Source organism: uncultured Megasphaera sp. (assembly GCF_900539295.1).
Classification (GTDB): domain Bacteria; phylum Bacillota; class Negativicutes; order Veillonellales; family Megasphaeraceae; genus Megasphaera.
Genome location: NZ_UQBH01000014.1, coordinates 23442 through 40053, shown reverse-complemented (window position 1 = coordinate 40053; position 16612 = coordinate 23442). Strand labels below are relative to the sequence as shown.

Sequence of the window (16612 nt, the reverse complement as noted above, 5' to 3'; positions counted from 1 at the left end):
AGCCGCGAGGCCCCAAACCCAGGAAGGTTTGAAAAAAAGATAACACTTATATTATAGCACATTTATGGAGGCTTGAAAATGAAAACAGATGACATCCAACAAAAAAATTGAACAATTCACTAATGGCCTAGACGCTGACATCGTAGTCCTAGCGCACCCAAAGGACAGCAACCAGCTTTATACTGCTTTGAACGGCAATGCGACAATCATTGACCATATGCTTTTTGAAGCGTGGAGAAAAGTATCAAAAGGTTCAAACATGGCGCTTGATGATTTATTCCGCCTTATGACAGATATGGTAGAGGATGGTGACAAAAATGAAGGCTAAGTTAATTATGACGGTTCAGGAAGGCGAAAACCGCGCCGCCTGGCTTGATATGAGAAATCAAGGAATCGGGGGCAGCGATGCCGGCACGATCGTCGGCGACAACCCTTGGAAAAGTCCGTATGCCTTATGGCTTGAAAAGACGGGCCAGCTGGTTCCGGAAGACATCAGCGGCACGGACCCGGTCTATTGGGGGACAACCCTAGAGGACATCGTCGCCAGGGAATTCACCAAGCGGACCGGGAAACGGGTTCGCCGCTGTGGCATGATGCAGAGTACGCAAACTCCCTGGCTCTTTGCCAACGTCGACCGCCTGGTCATCGGCGAAAAAGCGGGGTTGGAATGCAAGACGACCAATGCCTTTAATGTCAAGGCTTGGGAAGATGACGGGCTTCCGAACGCGTACTACTGGCAATGCCAGCATTACATGATGGTCACCGGCCTGCCAATATGGTACATTGCCGTACTCATTGGGGGACAGCATTACGATTATAAGTGCATCCCCCGTAATGACGACGACATTGATTACCTAGCTCAAAAAGAAGAAGAATTCTGGAATATGGTTCAAACGATGACTCCGCCGCCTATTGACGGGAGCCGCTCGACGACAGAGGCCATTCAAAGCCAATATCCCGGCGGCCAGACAGAGCCGGTAGAGCTTCCCCAGGAAGCGGCCGACGCCCTGGCCCTTATCGACAATGCCAAGGCCGAACGGAAACGCCTCGACGACGTCATCACGACCCAGGAGAACATTATCAAATGCTTCATGGGGGACGATGAGATTGCCACCATCGGCGACCGCAAAGTCACTTGGAAGAACCAAAAAGGGCGCATCACCGTCGACACGAAGAAGTTAAAGAAGGAATTTCCGGACGTCTACGAAGCTTGCATGAAGCAGGGCAAGCCGACGCGGCGGTTCCTGGTATGAATTGAAAGGAGATATTGTAATGGCAACTACAAAAGGAGGCCTGGCCGCTGCCAAAAAAGTGGCCCCGGCGGCAGCATCGCCGATGAAGAACATGCAGGATCTTATTATTTCGATGAAAGGGCAGATTGAAGCGGCCCTTCCCTCCGTCATCACAGGCGAACGATTCGCACGTATGGTCCTTACGGCTATGAGCAACACGCCGAAACTGGCATCCTGTACGCCCAAGTCTTTCCTGGGCGCTATGATGCAGGCCGCGCAACTTGGTCTGGAACCGAACACCCCATTAGGGGAAGCCTATCTCATCCCCTTCATGAACCACGGTACCCTGGAATGCCAGTTCCAGGTAGGGTACAAGGGCATGATCTCCCTGGCCCATCGAAGTGGGCTGTATGTCCAAGCTCATGAAGTCCATGAAAACGACGAATTTGATGTCGAATACGGCTTAGAGCCGAAGCTGGTCCATAAACCGGTATTCAAGGACCGCGGCCCGGTCATCGCGTACTATGGATTATGGAAGGATAAAGACGGCATTTCCGGCTTTGAAATCATGAGCAAGGAAGATGTCGAAGCCCATGCCCGGAAATACAGCCAAAGCTACGGAAAAGGCTTCTCGCCATGGAAGTCAAATTTTGACGAAATGGCAAAGAAAACCGTCATCAAGAAGGCGCTGAAATACGCGCCGCTGACGACGGAGTTCATCCGTGGTATCACAGCCGACGGAACTATCAAGACCGAAATCAGCAAAGATATGGTCGATGTCCGAGACGAAACAAACTACACGGACATTCAGGCCGAACCAGTACCCGACAACGTCGACCTGACCACGGGAGAAGTCAAAACGGACAAGGCAGCCCAGGAAAAGCAGGACGATGCCATCCTTGAAGCATCACTCGATATGTAAAAGAATGATGGGGCAACGGGTAAAGCCGCTGCCCCGCATATGAGGTAACTATGAGCACAGAAAATAAACGTTTCTATTGGATTAAGCTACGAGAAAATTTCTTCCAGCAGGAAACCATAGACTGGCTAATGGAACAGGAAAACGGGAGCGCTTATATTGTCCTGTACTTAAAAATGTGCTTGTTGACGGCGAATACATCGGGAGAGCTCATCAGAACCATTGGAGATATGACGATCCCTTACGAGCCGAAAAAAATTTCCCAGAAGACAGGCTTTGACATTGATACTGTCAATGTCGCATTATCCCTTTTTAAGCATTTAGGACTTATCGAAGAAACACAGGGCGGGATACCCGTCATGCCAGAAGTCAAGAATATGGTTGGCAGCGAATCAGAATCAGCTGCCCGCGTTCGCAAGTATCGCAAGAAGAAAAAGGCGTTACAAAGTAACGGAGATGTAACGAATAAGGCGTTACAAAGTAACGTAGAGATTAGAGATAAGAGTATAGAGTATAGAGATAAGAGTAAAGAGAATAGAGAGAAGAAAGTAGAAAGTAGGAAGAAAGAAACTGGAGCATCCGACGACGGCTTGAAAGACGTCATCACTGCTTACAGAAAAAACATCTACCCCATGCCCGGGGAGATGGATCTAGAAAAGCTCAAAGCCATGATTGAAGATTTTGGCAGCGACGCTGTTATAAAGGCCATCGACAGAGCCGTTACCCGTAATAAAAGGAGTCTGGCATACATCCACGGCATCCTGAAAAGCTGGCAGGCTGGAGGCTATGACGATGAAAACACAGCCCGGCCACAGCCGACGCCCCGCAACAGTAAGAAGGAAGCGATTGACGTCGTGAACCGCCTGATGGCGGAATACCAAGCCCAAGAAGGAGAGAAGAAAGATGACAGCAGAGGAAGCGACCCTGAGAGCGATTGGGGCTTTGCAACTGGCGTATCGAAATGATATGCCAGAAGAACGTTTGAGGTTTTATGTAGAGATGCTCAAAGGCATCTCGCCGGCGGCCTTGTCGGCCGGGGTCAAATACTGCATCAACCATTGCGATTTTTTGCCCACCATCGCCGAAATCCGGCGAGCCTCGGAAAAAGTGGCTACGCTGGCCATGGGAACCAAGCCCATCGACAGCGCCACAGCCTGGGGCAAGGTCCAGAAGGCCATTGCCGCCGTCGGCTATACCGGCGTCCCGGAATTCGACGACCCGGTGACGCAGCGCGTCGTCGACCGGTTCGGCTGGAAAGAAATCTGCCAGACGCCGACGGATGACACTGCGATTCTGCGGGCCCAGTTCCGCAAAGCTTATGAATCGGAAGCGGCCCACGTCGAAGAAGTGAAAGAATTTGCCGCTTCCGGCGTCCCAGTCCATCAGAAGTACCTGGCCGATGCCGGCCTGGCCGGCGTGAAAGAATTGACAAATAACTTGGACGCCCGGCTGAAAATGCCGGAATAACGGCAGAAAAGGAGAGAATTATGAGCATTTTAGAAAACGTCGCGCAAGAGCTCGGCGTAGGAATCAATAAGCAGTTCCAGGTCTATGACCAGGAAGGGAACCATGTGGCCGCCGCTGTCTTCAAGCTGGACCGTAGCGGATGGCAGCTCTTGGCAACTCCGAAGTCCGATGCTTGCATCGACCCGGATACCGTATTAGGCGGCCTCATCAGCGGGAACCTCGTTCCGAAGACAAGGAGGCTGGACGATTGCCCGTTTTGCGGCTGTCAGGATGTCTTAGTGCAGCGGATGCGGTTCACTAGGGGGGGGGACAAATACAGATCATGTATACCGTGTACTGCCCAGATTGCCGGGCACACGGCCCGCTTGAAGAATCCGAGGACGCAGCCGCTGATGGCTGGAATGAATAGGAGCGTGGAAGAAATGACTTGTGAAAAAATAACTTGTAACGTTATCTGGCTACGCCAGGCCATGGCGGAATACCTGGACCGTTTGAACAATGTCCTTTTAGTGACGGCTGCGGAAATCCCAGCGCTAGAATGGCGACGGGACAACGGGCAATATATCCCCAGGGCACAGTTCATAGCATTCGATGGGACGAAATACATCGTTGCCGACAACCGGCAGGGGCAGTTTGAAAAAGAAACCAAGGAAACGCTGCATGACTGCCTGCGTTGGCTGCTGGCGTAGGAAAATCAAAAAGGAGAGAGAAAGATGGAAATCAAAATCGACATAAAAGGCAGTGACGTCGAGCTGACGACGTTTTTACACAGCCTTACGATAAATCATAGCCATGAAGTCCGAACGGCCGTTAAAACGGAAAATACGAAAAAAGGACGCCCCAAGAAAACGGTGAAGGCGGACTCGGAACCGGCCCCGACGGCCGACATCCTGGATGATCCGGAAATGGCCGACATCAGAGACTACATTTTCGAGGACGGTGATTAGGATGTTCACACAGAAACGCAAGGAAAAAGAACGCGCACTGATTGCCGGGGATGCCTCGGCGGAAGCGGTAGCAGCACTGCTCTTCATGGCCCTGCACGACGAATTCCAGTTCGGAAAAGTCCGCGTGGAGCAAATCTTCCATCTGTGGAACGATTTACCCTATAGCGCGTCATATGAATCGCAGGTATCCCGCAACGGGTATAACCGGGGCCGTATGGACCGTAATTTCGTAAAGAAAGTAATGGCCGTCATAGGCGCAGATAAGATTGACAACAAGCGGCTGCGCAATGCCCTCTATCAGGTACTGACAGACACTGTGATTAATATGTTGTATGTTCTGTGCAACAACTATGGATTCAAAGCGGCGGAGGTGCATCGGCTGGAAAAGCGCCTCTATGACTACGCAGAAATCATGCTAGACACAAAGACATATGGCGTGACTATCTGGCAGTTTATGGCATCTATCCGCTACGAGCTCAACGTGCGCTGTGACATGCTGAAAGAATATGAAAAGAAATATGGCCGGGTTGACCTGGGGCCTAAGTGGGGACTCAACGAGATAACCGGGAAACCAAGAAAGAAAAATGAGGCGATAGCATGAAGTTCGGTAAATTTACGCCGTGGGACGAATTTGCGAAAGCCTCTGAATTCCACTTTGAGAATGGCTACGGGGGCATAGTCATCCGCGGCCCGCAAGGGCTGTATAAACTGGAGGTAATCAAACGAAACCGCCTTTACCCTAGTTACTGGGATATCACGTTTGATACGCCGATTACAAGCTACGTCCTGGAGAACCTGGAAGTTGACGACGTCGTGAAGGCCCTGGAAGAAATTAGCAAATTGAAATAAGGAGGGAACCCGATTGATTGATATGAGTATGAACCGCATACGGGCCGTAATAGATAAAGCCTGCCATGACGGGAAGAACTATGCCGCGATTGAAAAAAGCGGCGATGACGCTGTCGATGCTGCCGTTGCGCAGTCAATCGACGGCATGGGCTATAAAGTAGCCATTAATTCGCAAGAAATCCTTATCAGTTGGTAGGAGGAATGAAAAAATGAACAATGTACAACTCATGGGCAATCTTGCCCGCGACCCGAAAGTCAGCGTGACCCGGACCGGCAAGACCATCGTCCGGATGACGGTGGCCTGCTCCGAAACCTACAAAGGGAAGGACGGCCAGGCGAAAGAAATGACGTCATTCGTGCCGGTGACCTGCTGGCCGCCGGCATCGGATCTGGCGCAGAGCCTCTTGAAAGGCGACCGGGTAGTAGTGATGGGCCGCTTCACGACGAATTCGTATGAAAAGGACGGCACCAAGCACTATTACAGTGAAGTCACAGCGAATTATGTAGGAACAGTGCCGAAAGCCGTCAAAGCGGCCGCGCCGGGCGAATCCTTTGATGACATGGGGGCCGCCGCGGAAGATGAAGAAATCCCGTTCTAGGAGACACTAAATGAAGGTGATTTAATTGTTGAAAATTTTGGAGCTATTCGGCGGTATCGGTAGTCCGAGAGTGGCATTACGAAACATGGGAATTCCAGTAAAAGCGATAGATTACGTGGAAATCGACGAAAAAGCAGTGCGCAGCTACAATGCGATGTTCAAAAACGAGCTTCCGTATAAAACACAAGACGTTAGGGGGTGGAACTTGAAGCCGGATATCTTGATTCACGGAAGCCCTTGCCAGGATTTCAGTATTGCAGGTCGTCAAAAAGGGGCAGACCCAGGGAGTGGCACTCGATCGTCACTCATGTGGGAAACCATTAGCATCGTTAGAAATATGGGACTATGGAAGCCAAGAATCATCATATGGGAGAACGTGAAAAACGTAAGAAGCCGCTATATGGTGCATAACCATGAATGGTACATGTCTGAATTGGAACAAATGGGGTATATAAGCTCCTATGCTCTGCTGGATGCCCGGGATTTCGGGCTTCCACAAGCCAGGAAACGGATTTTCACGGTGTCTATTTTGGGTGGCAAAGAATTTGATTTTACCCATCTGAAAAGAAAGCCAATGGCCAATATCAGGGCTTTTCTGGAAAGAGGCCCTGTTGATGATTATTACCGGGTTAAAGCTCCATCAATGCTTAGGGCAATCGGGAAGACAGGAACTGTCAGGAGACTTCCTATTATCCATGATTACTGTTGGACGATTACAGAACGACCGGACAGAGCGCCGGGATGCGGATGCCTGCCAATAGGAAACGGAAATTATAGGTATTTGACTGAGCGTGAATGCTGGCGGCTTCAAGGTTACAGCGATATCGACTTTGATGCAGCCGCTCAGGTTAATAGCCGGAGGACCCTTTACCGTCAAGCAGGCAATAGTATTCCCGTCCCGATTTTTGAAAGCCTTTTCAAGAAAATGCTATAGAAAGGAATGGTGTGATTGAACAAATGATTTACCGATTTACGATCGACGGCCGCCCGATGACAAAGAAAAACAGCATGACTAAGACCCGCTATGGACTCATCCAGTCAAAGCAGTATCGTGATTATGAAAAAATGGCCCTGTGCCAGCTAATGACACAGAAGCCGAGGAGTTTCCGCACGATTGCTTGCGCGGCCCGGATGAACGTCGAATACTACATGCCGAACCGCAAAGGCTGGCCTGATCTGTTCGGGCTGGTCCAAGCGACGGCTGACATTTTAGAGAAAGCCGGCATCGTAGAGGACGATGGCTATATTGCCGATGTGGCCTACAGCTGCATCGCAGGCGTTGACCCTGAATGGCCGCGCGCCGAAATCAAAGTCATTCCTATGCCGGACGACAAACTCAACGAATTACATCCAAAGCTTAGAAAGAAGTCAAAATAATTAACGATTCAAAGGAGGACCTAGTAACATGAACAAAACAGAATTAATCGCCAAAGTAGCAACGGAAGCAGAAATTACCAAAAAAGATGCTGAAAAAGCTGTAAAAGCTGTTTTCAACGTCATCAGCGAAGGCCTCGCCCAGGGCGATAAAATCCAGATCATCGGCTTCGGCACGTTTGAAGTCCGTCAGCGCAAAGCCCGTGAAGGCCGCAACCCGCGCAACAACGAACCGATCCAGATTGAAGCTTCCAAGGCCCCGGCTTTCAAAGCGGGAAAACAGCTCAAAGATTTAGTCAACGGGAAATAAGAGGCTGTCATGGGCAGATGCTACTACTGCCATCGGAACCTGGCCGGGCGCCACATACACTATGTGGTGACACCGGCTGGGAACCTGGCCCCGGTCTGTGCCGATGACCGGGAATGTAAACCGAAAGGCATCCCATGCTATGGACATAAGCCCAGACTTCGACGCTCGCCACGGACGCGGGTTTTGAAGCGGAATCAAGGAGGATAACATGATTAGTGATGAAACGGCCAAGATGGCCGTAAAGAAGTTTGACATTACATTGAAAGACAGCACGGATTTTCAGGAATACATCAACAAAATCTTTATGCGTGAAGCTGAAAAAGCCGGCCTCCCGATAAGCATGAACAACTCGATAAAATGGTATCCCAGCGGGAAAATCAAAGTAACGTTTGTCGACAATGACACGACATATGTTGGCGTGGCGAAGTGCCATCCGGACGATGCTTTTAATCCGGAAATCGGCATTAAACTGGCTATCGAAAGAGCGGCTCAAGATATGAGGAAGCCCTTCATCCCATATGCTGGTCAAGCATACTACTACGTGGATGGGGACGGAAGCGTTTGTGGCACTTATTTTATCGGATCGGATGCTGGCATATTGAAGGCGGCTATGGGAAATTGTTTTAAAACGAGAGCACAGGCGCGAGCGAATGTAGGCAGAATGATGAAACGGCGGGAAAGAGCTATAGAGCTGCTGAAGACGTTACGAGAATAATGAGATGAGGGAAAGGAGAAGAATAATGAACACCAAGTGGCTTGATTACCGAGCGTGGCACATTGAAAAGAAAGTCATGATGCACGTATCGGAAATCGACTTCCGGAAGCGCCGAGTCAAAGGGAGAGCTAAAGAGGAAATCATTTCATCGAGATTCGATGAAGTAGTACTCATGCCGTGGACAACATATTATGACGACAGTCGTAATAGTGTGAAGATCTACGAAGGCGACATTGTCGAAACCACACATAAAGATCTAACGAAGCGGTTTGTCATCGACGACGAAGCGGGGATACTGCTCGCGCGATGCATAGAAAAAGAACAATATCCTTTCGTCGATTTTGACCTGGACATGATTCTTAATGACGGCGGACGGGTTAAAGTCATCGGCAATGCGTACGAAAACCCGGAACTGCTAGAACAGAAAGCTGAGAAATAGGAGCGTGATAGCATGACGAAACGAAAGGTATGGATTGGGCTCATCATTTACGTCATCGTATGCATGGCGGCTTTCGTGACGATGCTCATCATGATTTTCAGGTAAGGTGGTGGGATGATGGAAAACTGGTATAAACCTGGCCCGGTACATTGCCGGCAGATGACAGAGGAGGAGCGCCAGCACTACACCCAGAAAAAGGCGAAAGCGCCGGACAAGCGGCTGGAATCTGACATCGAGACTTACCAAGTCGATCAGATATTCAAGATCCGGAAGCGGATACATTACACATGTAAGAAAGTTCACGGGAGGAGGCGATAAGAAGTGCGGGATATTATTAAATATTCGCTCTACGGGGCCTGCATAACATTTTGGGTGGCCCTTGCGATAAACTTATTGTGCGTAAATAAATAGGAGGCTTTAACACTGATTCATAGCGGACAGGCTAATAAAGCCTGTCTGCTGTTCACGTTTACGAAGGAGGTTATCATGTATCACAACGACTACACCGTATTAGTGAAGGAATATCTGAACCGTTATAATGAATTCAAGCAATATGTGGCGAACGTTGAGGCGGAAATCGAAGACTATAAAGAGATGCTGAAGCTCTCGGCCGTCCCTAAGGTCCCCAACCTGTCTCCTGCTGGCGGTTGTGGCGGCGGAGATGGGGCCAGCCCGCAGGAACGGGCGTATTTTAAACAGGAGGACTTGGAAAAGCGTCTCGAAGACAGCTATCAGGACCTTCTGGAAGTGCTGCCGAAGGTCCGCAAGCTGGACCGGTCCCTGGATGCGATGAAAGTGACGAATCCCGTTGACTATCGGATCATCCGAGCCAGGTATATCGACGGCTCGTCCTGGGAAAGCACGGCCCGTTATGCCGGTGCCAGCGTGACCTACTGCCGGACGGAAGCCAAGAAGGCACTGCGGCGGCTGACTGGAGCCATGTTTGGCGAAGAATCCATCCCGATGCAGATGAGCCTAGTATTTATTGACGGCAGCGAAGCGAAGAGAGACGACCGTGATGGAAATTGTGGATAACTTTTTTTTCGTGTCGTTTTTTTGACAGAATCGCGCAGAAAAAAATATATTTGAATACGGAAAAAGTTGGTCGGACGTGGTACGATAATAGCGTGAGAGTTGGGGATGACGCGAGGGGCTCGTGTCACGCACCAGTCCATTAGCTGCCCTTGCGCATCCCACACACTGTCACCAGATACGCGCCTCCTTGCGGTACATGGATAGTCATCACGGCACTGTCCATGTGCTGCTATACGGCGGAGTAGCTCAATGGCAGAGCCAAGGGGCCTCCTATGTTGCTGGTTCGAGTCCAGCCTCCGCCCTCTCCTTTTTGGGCGTATCTATCGTAGGGACGTAACTCAACTGGTAGAGTAGTGGTCTCCAAAACCATTTGTTGAAGGTTCGAGCCCTTCCGTTCCTGCCAGCCATGGAAATGTGGCCGAGTTGGCTAAAGGCAGCTCCCCGCTAAGGAGCCGGACGAGGCGGTCTCGTCCCGATGGTTCGAATCCATCCATTTCCGCCAAATACATACGGATAGGGACTTAGTTGCACGTGTTTGAGATGGATGGACATGGCAGCTGGTCCCTTTTTTTACAAAAAAATCTCCCCTATATTATAAATCTTGCCTTTTTGCAAGGTTTAATTTATAATAAAAATAAATAGGGGGGCTAAAGTAAATTGAATGACAGTACTCAAAATGAATGTGATAAAGTTCTTGCTCCTAAATATGGATTGTATGAAGCTAGTAAAATTCTGATATTACGAATTGTAGCTACTTGGCTGTCATTATTAATCTTGTGGACGAATACGGAGAATGGTAAGGCATTTTTTAATACGTTAGCAGTTTTTGCCATTTCTCAGTTGTTGTATGCAGTCAGTATAAAAGCATATAGTACTGTAAGGCAGGTATATAGCACAATAGTTATAATTATTGTTGCAGTCATAGGTTTGATAGCTATTGCTGGTCTAATTGGAGTTGCAGCCTTGGTTAGTACTGATGGTGGATGTGTTATTTCTTTAGTGAAATCAACTAATCAGATTCCAATTTGGGGAAGTGAATCTTTTATATATGCGATTGCAATTATATTGCCTATTGCATATGCTTTTGAATGGGGAAGTAGTTGGTTTGCAAAAGATGACATTGCCGTAGAAAGGCGTGAGTAATATGATTATGCTGACAATCGTAACGGTAATTTCAGTATATGTTGGGATAGTCATGTCTATTATTTTTAGATTGAATCAAAGCAGAGTGTTGGATGGTAGAGTAAAAATTGCTTTAGTGTTGCCTTTTCTTCATTTTTTGATTATACCTGTTTTATTTATGGTATTTTGTAAAGAAAAGAATCTCTTATCAAGATTTTACATTGCTTGGCAGATGGTATTGATATTTCCCCAGGTATTGGCAATATTCTCTGCTCGATTAGCCGTACGCCAAAAAAAACAGCGCTTATGTATAGGCGATGAAAATAATAACGAACAAGAAGATGTTACGATGTATAGAGAAACATATAATGACGTCTCTCAAAGGCTTGTGTTTGCATAATTTAATAATTAATTTCGGATTTAGCTCAACCACAAAAGTTGGACTAATACCCTGATTTCGAGCACTCACGATGTGGGTGCTTTTTTCATGTCTTAAAAGAGGATGGTGGTGAGTATGTGACATGGCGAAATTGACGTTAAAACAGCGCAGATTTATTGACGCATATATTGAAACCGGCAATGCTACAGAAGCAGCAAGGAAAGCCGGATACAGCGAAAAAACTGCGCGGTTTGTTGGCGCGGAAAACCTAACAAAACCTAACATTCGCCAGGCCATTCAGGCACGGTTGGATGCAATGGAATCGGCAAAGACAGCTACTCCTGAAGAGGTCATGCAACACCTAACGGCGGCTATGCGCGGTGAGATACAGGAAGAATGTATCGTCGTAGAAGGGACCGGAGACGGAGGTTCCAAAGCCCGCATCATGCAAAAACAGATTGGTGCACGTGAACGGCTGAAGGCTGCGGAATTGTTACTTAAACGATATCCGACAAAGCTGATGCAAGAAGAACAGGAGCTTCGTAATGAAAAGCTCAAAGCTGAAGTTGCAGATCTGAGCACTCATACGGGTGAGGAGATGATTACTTTTGAATTTTCACGAAAACCGGAAGACGAAAATCAACATAGCTGACTTAATCGCCCCATCGTTCGATGAGGTTTTTTTTGATGTAGAAAACCATCAGCATACCTTTTATATGCTGGCCGGTGGCCGTGGCAGTGCTAAGTCATCGTTTGTGGGCGGCATCCGCATCCCCGTATCGGTGATGGAAGACCCGAATGTCCATGCCGTTGTCATCCGGAAGGTCGGCAACACTATCAAGAATAGCGTATTGCCTCAGATTGTCTGGGGGCTGGAGCAATTGGGCGTCCTGGACAAGTTCCGCGTCAAATTGTCGCCGCCGGAAATCACGTACAAGAAGACGGGGCAGAAAATCCTTTTCTTTGGGCTGGATGACCCGGCAAAAGTCAAATCCATCAAACTGCCCTTTGGCTATGTTGGCATCGTGTGGTTCGAAGAATTGGACCAGTTCAGCGGCATGGAAGAGATTCGCAACGTGTTGCAGTCTCTCCTGCGCGGCGGCCCGTCCTATCAAGTATTCGGAACGTATAACCCGCCGAAGAGCCGGAACAACTGGGTCAATGAGGAAATTCTTGTGGATGATCCAGACCGGCTGGTTCACCACTCGACCTATTTGACCGTGCCGGAAGACTGGCTGGGGCCTCAGTTCCTGGCCGAAGCGGAAAAGCTCAAGGCTAAGAACGAACGGGCCTATCGTCATGAGTATCTCGGCGAAGTCACAGGCACCGGCGGCGCTGTCTTTGAGAATGTCGAAGACATGGCCATGAGCGATGAACTTGTTGGAAATTTTGACAGGTTGTACTACGGCCTGGACTTCGGCTTTTCTATTGACCCGCTGGCCTTCGTATCGATGCACTACGATGCAAAAAAAGAAGATCTATACATCTTCGATGAAATCTATCAGCAGAAGCTGACCAATAGCCGGGCCGCCGAACTGATACAGCAGAAGGCCGGATCCGGCCGTATCATCGCTGATTCAGCCGAACCGAAGTCGATACAGGAGATGCGGAACATGGGCCTTCATGTAGGCGGAGCCAAGAAGAGCCGCGACAGTGTCGAACACGGCATCAAGTGGCTCCAGGACCGGGCCCATATCTACATCGATAAAAGACGTTGCCCGAACACGTACCGGGAGTTCGTGACGTATGAGTACGAGCGGAACCGGCAGGGGCAGTTCATCAGTGCCTATCCGGATAAAGACAACCACGCGCTGGATGCTACGCGGTATGCCATGGATGATGTCATGCGCCGCTCAGCCGTTCCAGCATTGCGGAGAGGAGATTTTGGATTATGAGGATTCAGACGACAAAGACCGCGCTGTCCGTGCAGGACCTGGCCCGGATTTGCTTGCGGCATGACAGGTATTATAATCACTGTCTCAAGCTAAAGGGCTACTATGCGGGACAGCACGACATCCTGAATAAAGAGGCGCGGAATCATGGTGCACCGAATAACAAGGTCGTGGCCAATTTCTGCAAATATATCTCAGATATGGATACGGGCTTCTTCATCGGCAAACCGGTCGCCTATGCCTCCTTTGCCGGAAATGGGGACGAAGTTCAGGCACTCCAGGACGTCTTTAAATACAACGATGAGCCCGCACACAACATGGAACTGGCCGAAGAAGCCAGCATTACCGGCGACGGCTACGAACTGCTGTATATGGATGCCGACGCAAACATCCGATTCCGCCGTATCCCGTCCGAAGAAGTCATCTTGGTCTGCGACGCATCGCTGGAAGAGAATGTCATGCTGGGCATCCGGCACTACCGGGTATACGACTTGGACGGTGCGACCTATCAGGAGTACGTCGACGTCTACGATGACAGCACGGTGACGAATTACTCGTATGATTCGGGGACGCTCCGCCTGATCAGCGCGCCGCAGCCGCATTTCTTCAGCGATGTGCCCATTGTCGAATATGCGAACAACCAGCTCCATCAAGGCGACTTCGAAGGCGTCATCACACAGATTGACGCATACAATCTGGCCCAGAGCTGTACCATGGACGACATGGAAGACTTCACGGACGCGTACCTGTGCCTGGCCGGGATGGGCGGGACTACAGGGGAAGACGTCCAGGAGATGCGGCGCAATAAAGTACTGCTGCTGGACAATACGGGCGACGCCAAATGGCTCATCAAGAACCTGAATGACACGTATATCGAGAATATGAAGAGCCGCCTAGAAAAGGACATCCACAAGTTTTCGAGCGTGCCGGACATGAGCGATGAAGCTTTTTCCGGCAATGCGTCGGGCGTGGCTATCAAGTACAAACTGATTGGCATGGAACAGATTCGCAGCCGGAAAGAAGTCGCCTTCCGGAAAGGGCTGCAGCGGCGCATTGAACTGATTGCCGATATGCTACGGACTAAAAGCGCGGCCGATATTGACTTTCGGGACATTGAGATTACCTTCACGGCCAACATCCCGGCCGACATCAAGGAACAGGCCGATATTGTTAAAGAGCTGTATGGACTTGTGTCGCAGAAACGGCTGCTGTCCCTGTTGCCCTTCATCGCAGACCCGGCCGCCGAAATGGATGAGCTCAAGCGCGAAGAGGCGGACCGGCAGGATGCCTATGGGAGTGATGTAACGAATGACGAACGAGGAGTACTGGGCCCGCCGGATGACGGAGCTGGAGGAACAGTGGAATAGGAAAAGCCGCCAGGAGCTGGAAGCCGAACTGGCCGCCTATTATCGCCAGGCGCTGGCCCATATTCAGAAGGATATAGACGCCCTGTATGCCCGCTTTGCTGATGACAATGGCTTGACTTATGTCGAGGCGTCGCAGCTCTTGCAGGGGAGCGAATATCGCGTCTGGCGTATGGACATCGAGGACTACCTCAAGCAGTATAAGGATACCGGCGACAAGGCCATCCTCCAGGAGCTGAACGTATTAGCCATGCGCAGCCGCATCACCCGGCTGGACAAGCTATACACGGAAACCCTGGTCCACTTGGCCGACTTGACGAAAAAAGCCGAGGACGCCATCGACAAATATTTCCCGACGGTTTACCAAGATTTCTACTATCACAGCCTATACGACATAGGTCAGAAAATAGGCCTGAGGGCAGCTGTAACGGCCGTGGATGATAAACAAGTGTTATCTATCCTAAAGACGCCTTGGAGCGGTAAGAACTACAGCCAGCGCATTTGGAAGGATAATGCACAGCTCGGCAAGACCATCAAAGACGTCGTTACCCAGGCCACACACCGGGGGACGGATATAGAAACCTTGTCGCGGCTGGTATCACGCCGGATGGACGTCGGTGTGAGCAATGCCCGCCGTCTGGTCCGGACGGAGCTGAACTTTACAGAGAACCGGGCCGCCTTCGATAGCATCAAGGAAGCGGGAATGAAGTATTACCGCTTCTCGGCGACGCTGGACCGGCGGACATCGGCAACCTGCCGGGACCACGATGGACATGTTTATCCCATCGACGAATATCAGCCGGGCAGTACAGCCCCGCCGCTTCATCCTAACTGCCGCTCTACCATTGCGGGAAGCCTATACGGGCCGAAAAAGGAGAAAACAGGGACACGCATTGCCAGAAATGACAAGGGCAAGACATATTATGTGCCGGCTGACATGACTTATAAAGAGTGGGAAAACGTATATGTCCGTAAGAGCATGACAATTAGAGAGTGGAATATTGCCCATAAAAATAGTATAATGGAATCAACAATAGGCTCTGAATATTACAAGTATATTATTGCCGAAGCAGAGGGGATGAATATTGCTTATAATGCAGTCCGCCCATGGAAACAACAACCAGATGATGATACTATCATAGCAAGGCTAGGCGGCGGCGATGAGACTGCTGGTTCGTGCTCGTCCTTGGCTTTTGCATATGCAGGCAATATTAACGGACTTGATGTTATAGACTTTAGGGGCGGAGCCAGCCAACAGCTATTTGCCATGTATAGTAACATAAAGAAAATGTGTTCTTTAGAAGGCGTCAAAGCGACAGTTACACGCGTGAAGAAAGAAATAGACGGGACAATAAGGTTGCTAGAAACCATTCCTCAAGGGAAAAAATATTATATGGCAACTGGGAAGCATGCTGCTGTTATTCGAAATACAGGCGAGAAGCTACAATATCTTGAATTGCAATCGAACTTTGCTTCATACCCCAATGGATGGCACGATTTTGATGTTTACGGAACAACCTATGATACATTGAAAAAACGATTTGGGTGCCGTAAAACCGTTGGTGGGGATGTTATACTCATTGATATAGAATCGTTGCGAGATAGCCTTGAGTTTCAAGATGTTTTAGGATACATTAATACGGAAGAAGCTCAACAAATGAAGGGAGGAAGCGGCCATGTCAAATAGTGTATGGTACAAAAACGAACGTGATGACAAGATTTGGTGGAAAGAAACCGAAGCTGTTGGGGAATGGATATTCAGCTTTAACAAAAAAAAAGAATATAATTTGTTTCGGGATTATCCACAAAAACTTACCACAGAAGAAAAAGAAATTTTTGACCATGAAAACCCACATTGGAAAAAGTTTTTTACAGACCGACAAGGGAAGTCTGCTTAATTCACATCTTCACTTAAAGCATCGAGCTCAGAAAAGGCGAGGTGCTTTTTTTATGCCCAGGGCAGGAGGTT

The 16612-nt window shown here is 49.3% G+C and carries 24 protein-coding genes and 3 tRNA genes; all 27 read left to right on the top strand.

Features of this window, described 5'->3' with window-relative positions:
* The first annotated feature begins 88 nt into the window (after window positions 1-88).
* Window positions 89-328 (top strand): hypothetical protein, encoded by a 240-nt coding sequence (locus QZQ46_RS06170; protein WP_296827971.1) that lies wholly within the window; start codon window positions 89-91, stop codon window positions 326-328.
* Entirely contained in the window at window positions 318-1253 is a 936-nt protein-coding gene (locus tag QZQ46_RS06165; protein ID WP_296827969.1) for a YqaJ viral recombinase family protein, read from the top strand. The genes QZQ46_RS06170 and QZQ46_RS06165 overlap by 11 nt, the downstream gene beginning before the upstream one ends.
* Before the next feature lie 19 nt (window positions 1254-1272).
* Window positions 1273-2154: a recombinase RecT gene (locus QZQ46_RS06160; protein WP_296827967.1), complete on the top strand. Its 882-nt coding sequence runs from the start codon at window positions 1273-1275 to the stop codon at window positions 2152-2154.
* Between the two features lie 50 nt (window positions 2155-2204).
* Window positions 2205-3116, top strand: a complete 912-nt coding sequence (locus QZQ46_RS06155; protein WP_296827965.1) for a phage replisome organizer N-terminal domain-containing protein — start codon at window positions 2205-2207, stop codon at window positions 3114-3116.
* A 34-nt stretch (window positions 3117-3150) separates the two neighbouring features.
* Complete coding sequence (locus QZQ46_RS06150) at window positions 3151-3618, top strand: hypothetical protein (RefSeq protein WP_296827963.1); 468 nt, start codon at window positions 3151-3153, stop codon at window positions 3616-3618.
* A gap of 20 nt (window positions 3619-3638) precedes the next feature.
* Window positions 3639-4307, top strand: a complete 669-nt coding sequence (locus QZQ46_RS06145) for a hypothetical protein (protein WP_296827961.1) — start codon at window positions 3639-3641, stop codon at window positions 4305-4307.
* A gap of 24 nt (window positions 4308-4331) precedes the next feature.
* Complete coding sequence (locus QZQ46_RS06140; protein WP_296827958.1) at window positions 4332-4565, top strand: hypothetical protein; 234 nt, start codon at window positions 4332-4334, stop codon at window positions 4563-4565.
* Between the two features lies 1 nt (window position 4566).
* Window positions 4567-5166 carry a hypothetical protein gene (locus QZQ46_RS06135; RefSeq protein WP_072982066.1) on the top strand — a complete coding sequence of 200 codons (600 nt, stop codon included), beginning with the start codon at window positions 4567-4569 and terminating at the stop codon, window positions 5164-5166.
* Window positions 5163-5414, top strand: a complete 252-nt coding sequence (locus QZQ46_RS06130) for a hypothetical protein (RefSeq protein ID WP_296827953.1) — start codon at window positions 5163-5165, stop codon at window positions 5412-5414. The genes QZQ46_RS06135 and QZQ46_RS06130 overlap by 4 nt, the downstream gene beginning before the upstream one ends.
* Window positions 5415-5427: 13 nt before the next feature.
* The gene (locus QZQ46_RS06125) at window positions 5428-5610 is read left to right on the top strand and encodes a hypothetical protein (RefSeq protein ID WP_296828026.1); all 183 of its coding nucleotides are present in this window, start codon (window positions 5428-5430) and stop codon (window positions 5608-5610) included.
* A 13-nt stretch (window positions 5611-5623) separates the two neighbouring features.
* Complete coding sequence (locus QZQ46_RS06120) at window positions 5624-6013, top strand: single-stranded DNA-binding protein (RefSeq protein WP_296827951.1); 390 nt, start codon at window positions 5624-5626, stop codon at window positions 6011-6013.
* 25 nt (window positions 6014-6038) lie between these two features.
* On the top strand, window positions 6039-6947 hold the full coding sequence (locus tag QZQ46_RS06115; RefSeq protein ID WP_296827948.1) for a DNA cytosine methyltransferase: 909 nt from the start codon (window positions 6039-6041) through the stop codon (window positions 6945-6947).
* An 11-nt stretch (window positions 6948-6958) separates the two neighbouring features.
* Window positions 6959-7390: a RusA family crossover junction endodeoxyribonuclease gene (locus QZQ46_RS06110; RefSeq protein WP_296827945.1), complete on the top strand. Its 432-nt coding sequence runs from the start codon at window positions 6959-6961 to the stop codon at window positions 7388-7390.
* Window positions 7391-7418: 28 nt separating this feature from the next.
* Complete coding sequence (locus QZQ46_RS06105; protein WP_296827941.1) at window positions 7419-7697, top strand: HU family DNA-binding protein; 279 nt, start codon at window positions 7419-7421, stop codon at window positions 7695-7697.
* 208 nt (window positions 7698-7905) lie between these two features.
* Complete coding sequence (locus tag QZQ46_RS06100) at window positions 7906-8412, top strand: hypothetical protein (protein ID WP_296827939.1); 507 nt, start codon at window positions 7906-7908, stop codon at window positions 8410-8412.
* Between the two features lie 25 nt (window positions 8413-8437).
* Entirely contained in the window at window positions 8438-8851 is a 414-nt protein-coding gene (locus tag QZQ46_RS06095) for a YopX family protein (protein ID WP_296827936.1), read from the top strand.
* Between the two features lie 486 nt (window positions 8852-9337).
* Complete coding sequence (locus QZQ46_RS06090) at window positions 9338-9886, top strand: hypothetical protein (RefSeq protein WP_296827933.1); 549 nt, start codon at window positions 9338-9340, stop codon at window positions 9884-9886.
* Between the two features lie 235 nt (window positions 9887-10121).
* A tRNA-OTHER gene (locus QZQ46_RS06085) sits at window positions 10122-10188 on the top strand.
* A 25-nt stretch (window positions 10189-10213) separates the two neighbouring features.
* Window positions 10214-10289: transfer RNA gene (locus QZQ46_RS06080), tRNA-Trp, on the top strand.
* 5 nt (window positions 10290-10294) lie between these two features.
* Window positions 10295-10388 (top strand) — tRNA-Ser (locus QZQ46_RS06075).
* A 155-nt stretch (window positions 10389-10543) separates the two neighbouring features.
* Entirely contained in the window at window positions 10544-11029 is a 486-nt protein-coding gene (locus QZQ46_RS06070; RefSeq protein ID WP_169014002.1) for a hypothetical protein, read from the top strand.
* A 1-nt stretch (window position 11030) separates the two neighbouring features.
* Complete coding sequence (locus QZQ46_RS06065; RefSeq protein WP_296827930.1) at window positions 11031-11408, top strand: hypothetical protein; 378 nt, start codon at window positions 11031-11033, stop codon at window positions 11406-11408.
* Window positions 11409-11529: 121 nt separating this feature from the next.
* Window positions 11530-12039, top strand: a complete 510-nt coding sequence (locus QZQ46_RS06060; RefSeq protein WP_296827928.1) for a terminase small subunit — start codon at window positions 11530-11532, stop codon at window positions 12037-12039.
* Complete coding sequence (locus QZQ46_RS06055; RefSeq protein ID WP_296827925.1) at window positions 11996-13282, top strand: PBSX family phage terminase large subunit; 1287 nt, start codon at window positions 11996-11998, stop codon at window positions 13280-13282. Before QZQ46_RS06060 ends, QZQ46_RS06055 begins: the two co-directional genes overlap by 44 nt.
* Window positions 13279-14646 (top strand): phage portal protein, encoded by a 1368-nt coding sequence (locus QZQ46_RS06050; protein WP_296827923.1) that lies wholly within the window; start codon window positions 13279-13281, stop codon window positions 14644-14646. The genes QZQ46_RS06055 and QZQ46_RS06050 overlap by 4 nt, the downstream gene beginning before the upstream one ends.
* The gene (locus QZQ46_RS06045; RefSeq protein ID WP_296827921.1) at window positions 14588-16330 is read left to right on the top strand and encodes a minor capsid protein; all 1743 of its coding nucleotides are present in this window, start codon (window positions 14588-14590) and stop codon (window positions 16328-16330) included. The genes QZQ46_RS06050 and QZQ46_RS06045 overlap by 59 nt, the downstream gene beginning before the upstream one ends.
* Window positions 16320-16541, top strand: a complete 222-nt coding sequence (locus QZQ46_RS06040; protein ID WP_074786657.1) for a hypothetical protein — start codon at window positions 16320-16322, stop codon at window positions 16539-16541. Before QZQ46_RS06045 ends, QZQ46_RS06040 begins: the two co-directional genes overlap by 11 nt.
* Window positions 16542-16612 lie beyond the last annotated feature (71 nt).

Coding starts and splice junctions, on each gene's coding strand:
- QZQ46_RS06105 (WP_296827941.1), top strand. CDS start 7,419: ATGAACAAAACAGAATTAATCGCCAAAGTAGCAACGGAAGCAGAAATT.
- QZQ46_RS06040 (WP_074786657.1), top strand. CDS start 16,320: ATGTCAAATAGTGTATGGTACAAAAACGAACGTGATGACAAGATTTGG.
- QZQ46_RS06060 (WP_296827928.1), top strand. CDS start 11,530: ATGGCGAAATTGACGTTAAAACAGCGCAGATTTATTGACGCATATATT.
- QZQ46_RS06065 (WP_296827930.1), top strand. CDS start 11,031: ATGATTATGCTGACAATCGTAACGGTAATTTCAGTATATGTTGGGATA.
- QZQ46_RS06045 (WP_296827921.1), top strand. CDS start 14,588: ATGACGAACGAGGAGTACTGGGCCCGCCGGATGACGGAGCTGGAGGAA.
- QZQ46_RS06090 (WP_296827933.1), top strand. CDS start 9,338: ATGTATCACAACGACTACACCGTATTAGTGAAGGAATATCTGAACCGT.
- QZQ46_RS06120 (WP_296827951.1), top strand. CDS start 5,624: ATGAACAATGTACAACTCATGGGCAATCTTGCCCGCGACCCGAAAGTC.
- QZQ46_RS06170 (WP_296827971.1), top strand. CDS start 89: ATGACATCCAACAAAAAAATTGAACAATTCACTAATGGCCTAGACGCT.
- QZQ46_RS06095 (WP_296827936.1), top strand. CDS start 8,438: ATGAACACCAAGTGGCTTGATTACCGAGCGTGGCACATTGAAAAGAAA.
- QZQ46_RS06150 (WP_296827963.1), top strand. CDS start 3,151: ATGCTCAAAGGCATCTCGCCGGCGGCCTTGTCGGCCGGGGTCAAATAC.
- QZQ46_RS06130 (WP_296827953.1), top strand. CDS start 5,163: ATGAAGTTCGGTAAATTTACGCCGTGGGACGAATTTGCGAAAGCCTCT.
- QZQ46_RS06165 (WP_296827969.1), top strand. CDS start 318: ATGAAGGCTAAGTTAATTATGACGGTTCAGGAAGGCGAAAACCGCGCC.
- QZQ46_RS06135 (WP_072982066.1), top strand. CDS start 4,567: ATGTTCACACAGAAACGCAAGGAAAAAGAACGCGCACTGATTGCCGGG.
- QZQ46_RS06145 (WP_296827961.1), top strand. CDS start 3,639: ATGAGCATTTTAGAAAACGTCGCGCAAGAGCTCGGCGTAGGAATCAAT.
- QZQ46_RS06140 (WP_296827958.1), top strand. CDS start 4,332: ATGGAAATCAAAATCGACATAAAAGGCAGTGACGTCGAGCTGACGACG.
- QZQ46_RS06050 (WP_296827923.1), top strand. CDS start 13,279: ATGAGGATTCAGACGACAAAGACCGCGCTGTCCGTGCAGGACCTGGCC.
- QZQ46_RS06155 (WP_296827965.1), top strand. CDS start 2,205: ATGAGCACAGAAAATAAACGTTTCTATTGGATTAAGCTACGAGAAAAT.
- QZQ46_RS06160 (WP_296827967.1), top strand. CDS start 1,273: ATGGCAACTACAAAAGGAGGCCTGGCCGCTGCCAAAAAAGTGGCCCCG.
- QZQ46_RS06100 (WP_296827939.1), top strand. CDS start 7,906: ATGATTAGTGATGAAACGGCCAAGATGGCCGTAAAGAAGTTTGACATT.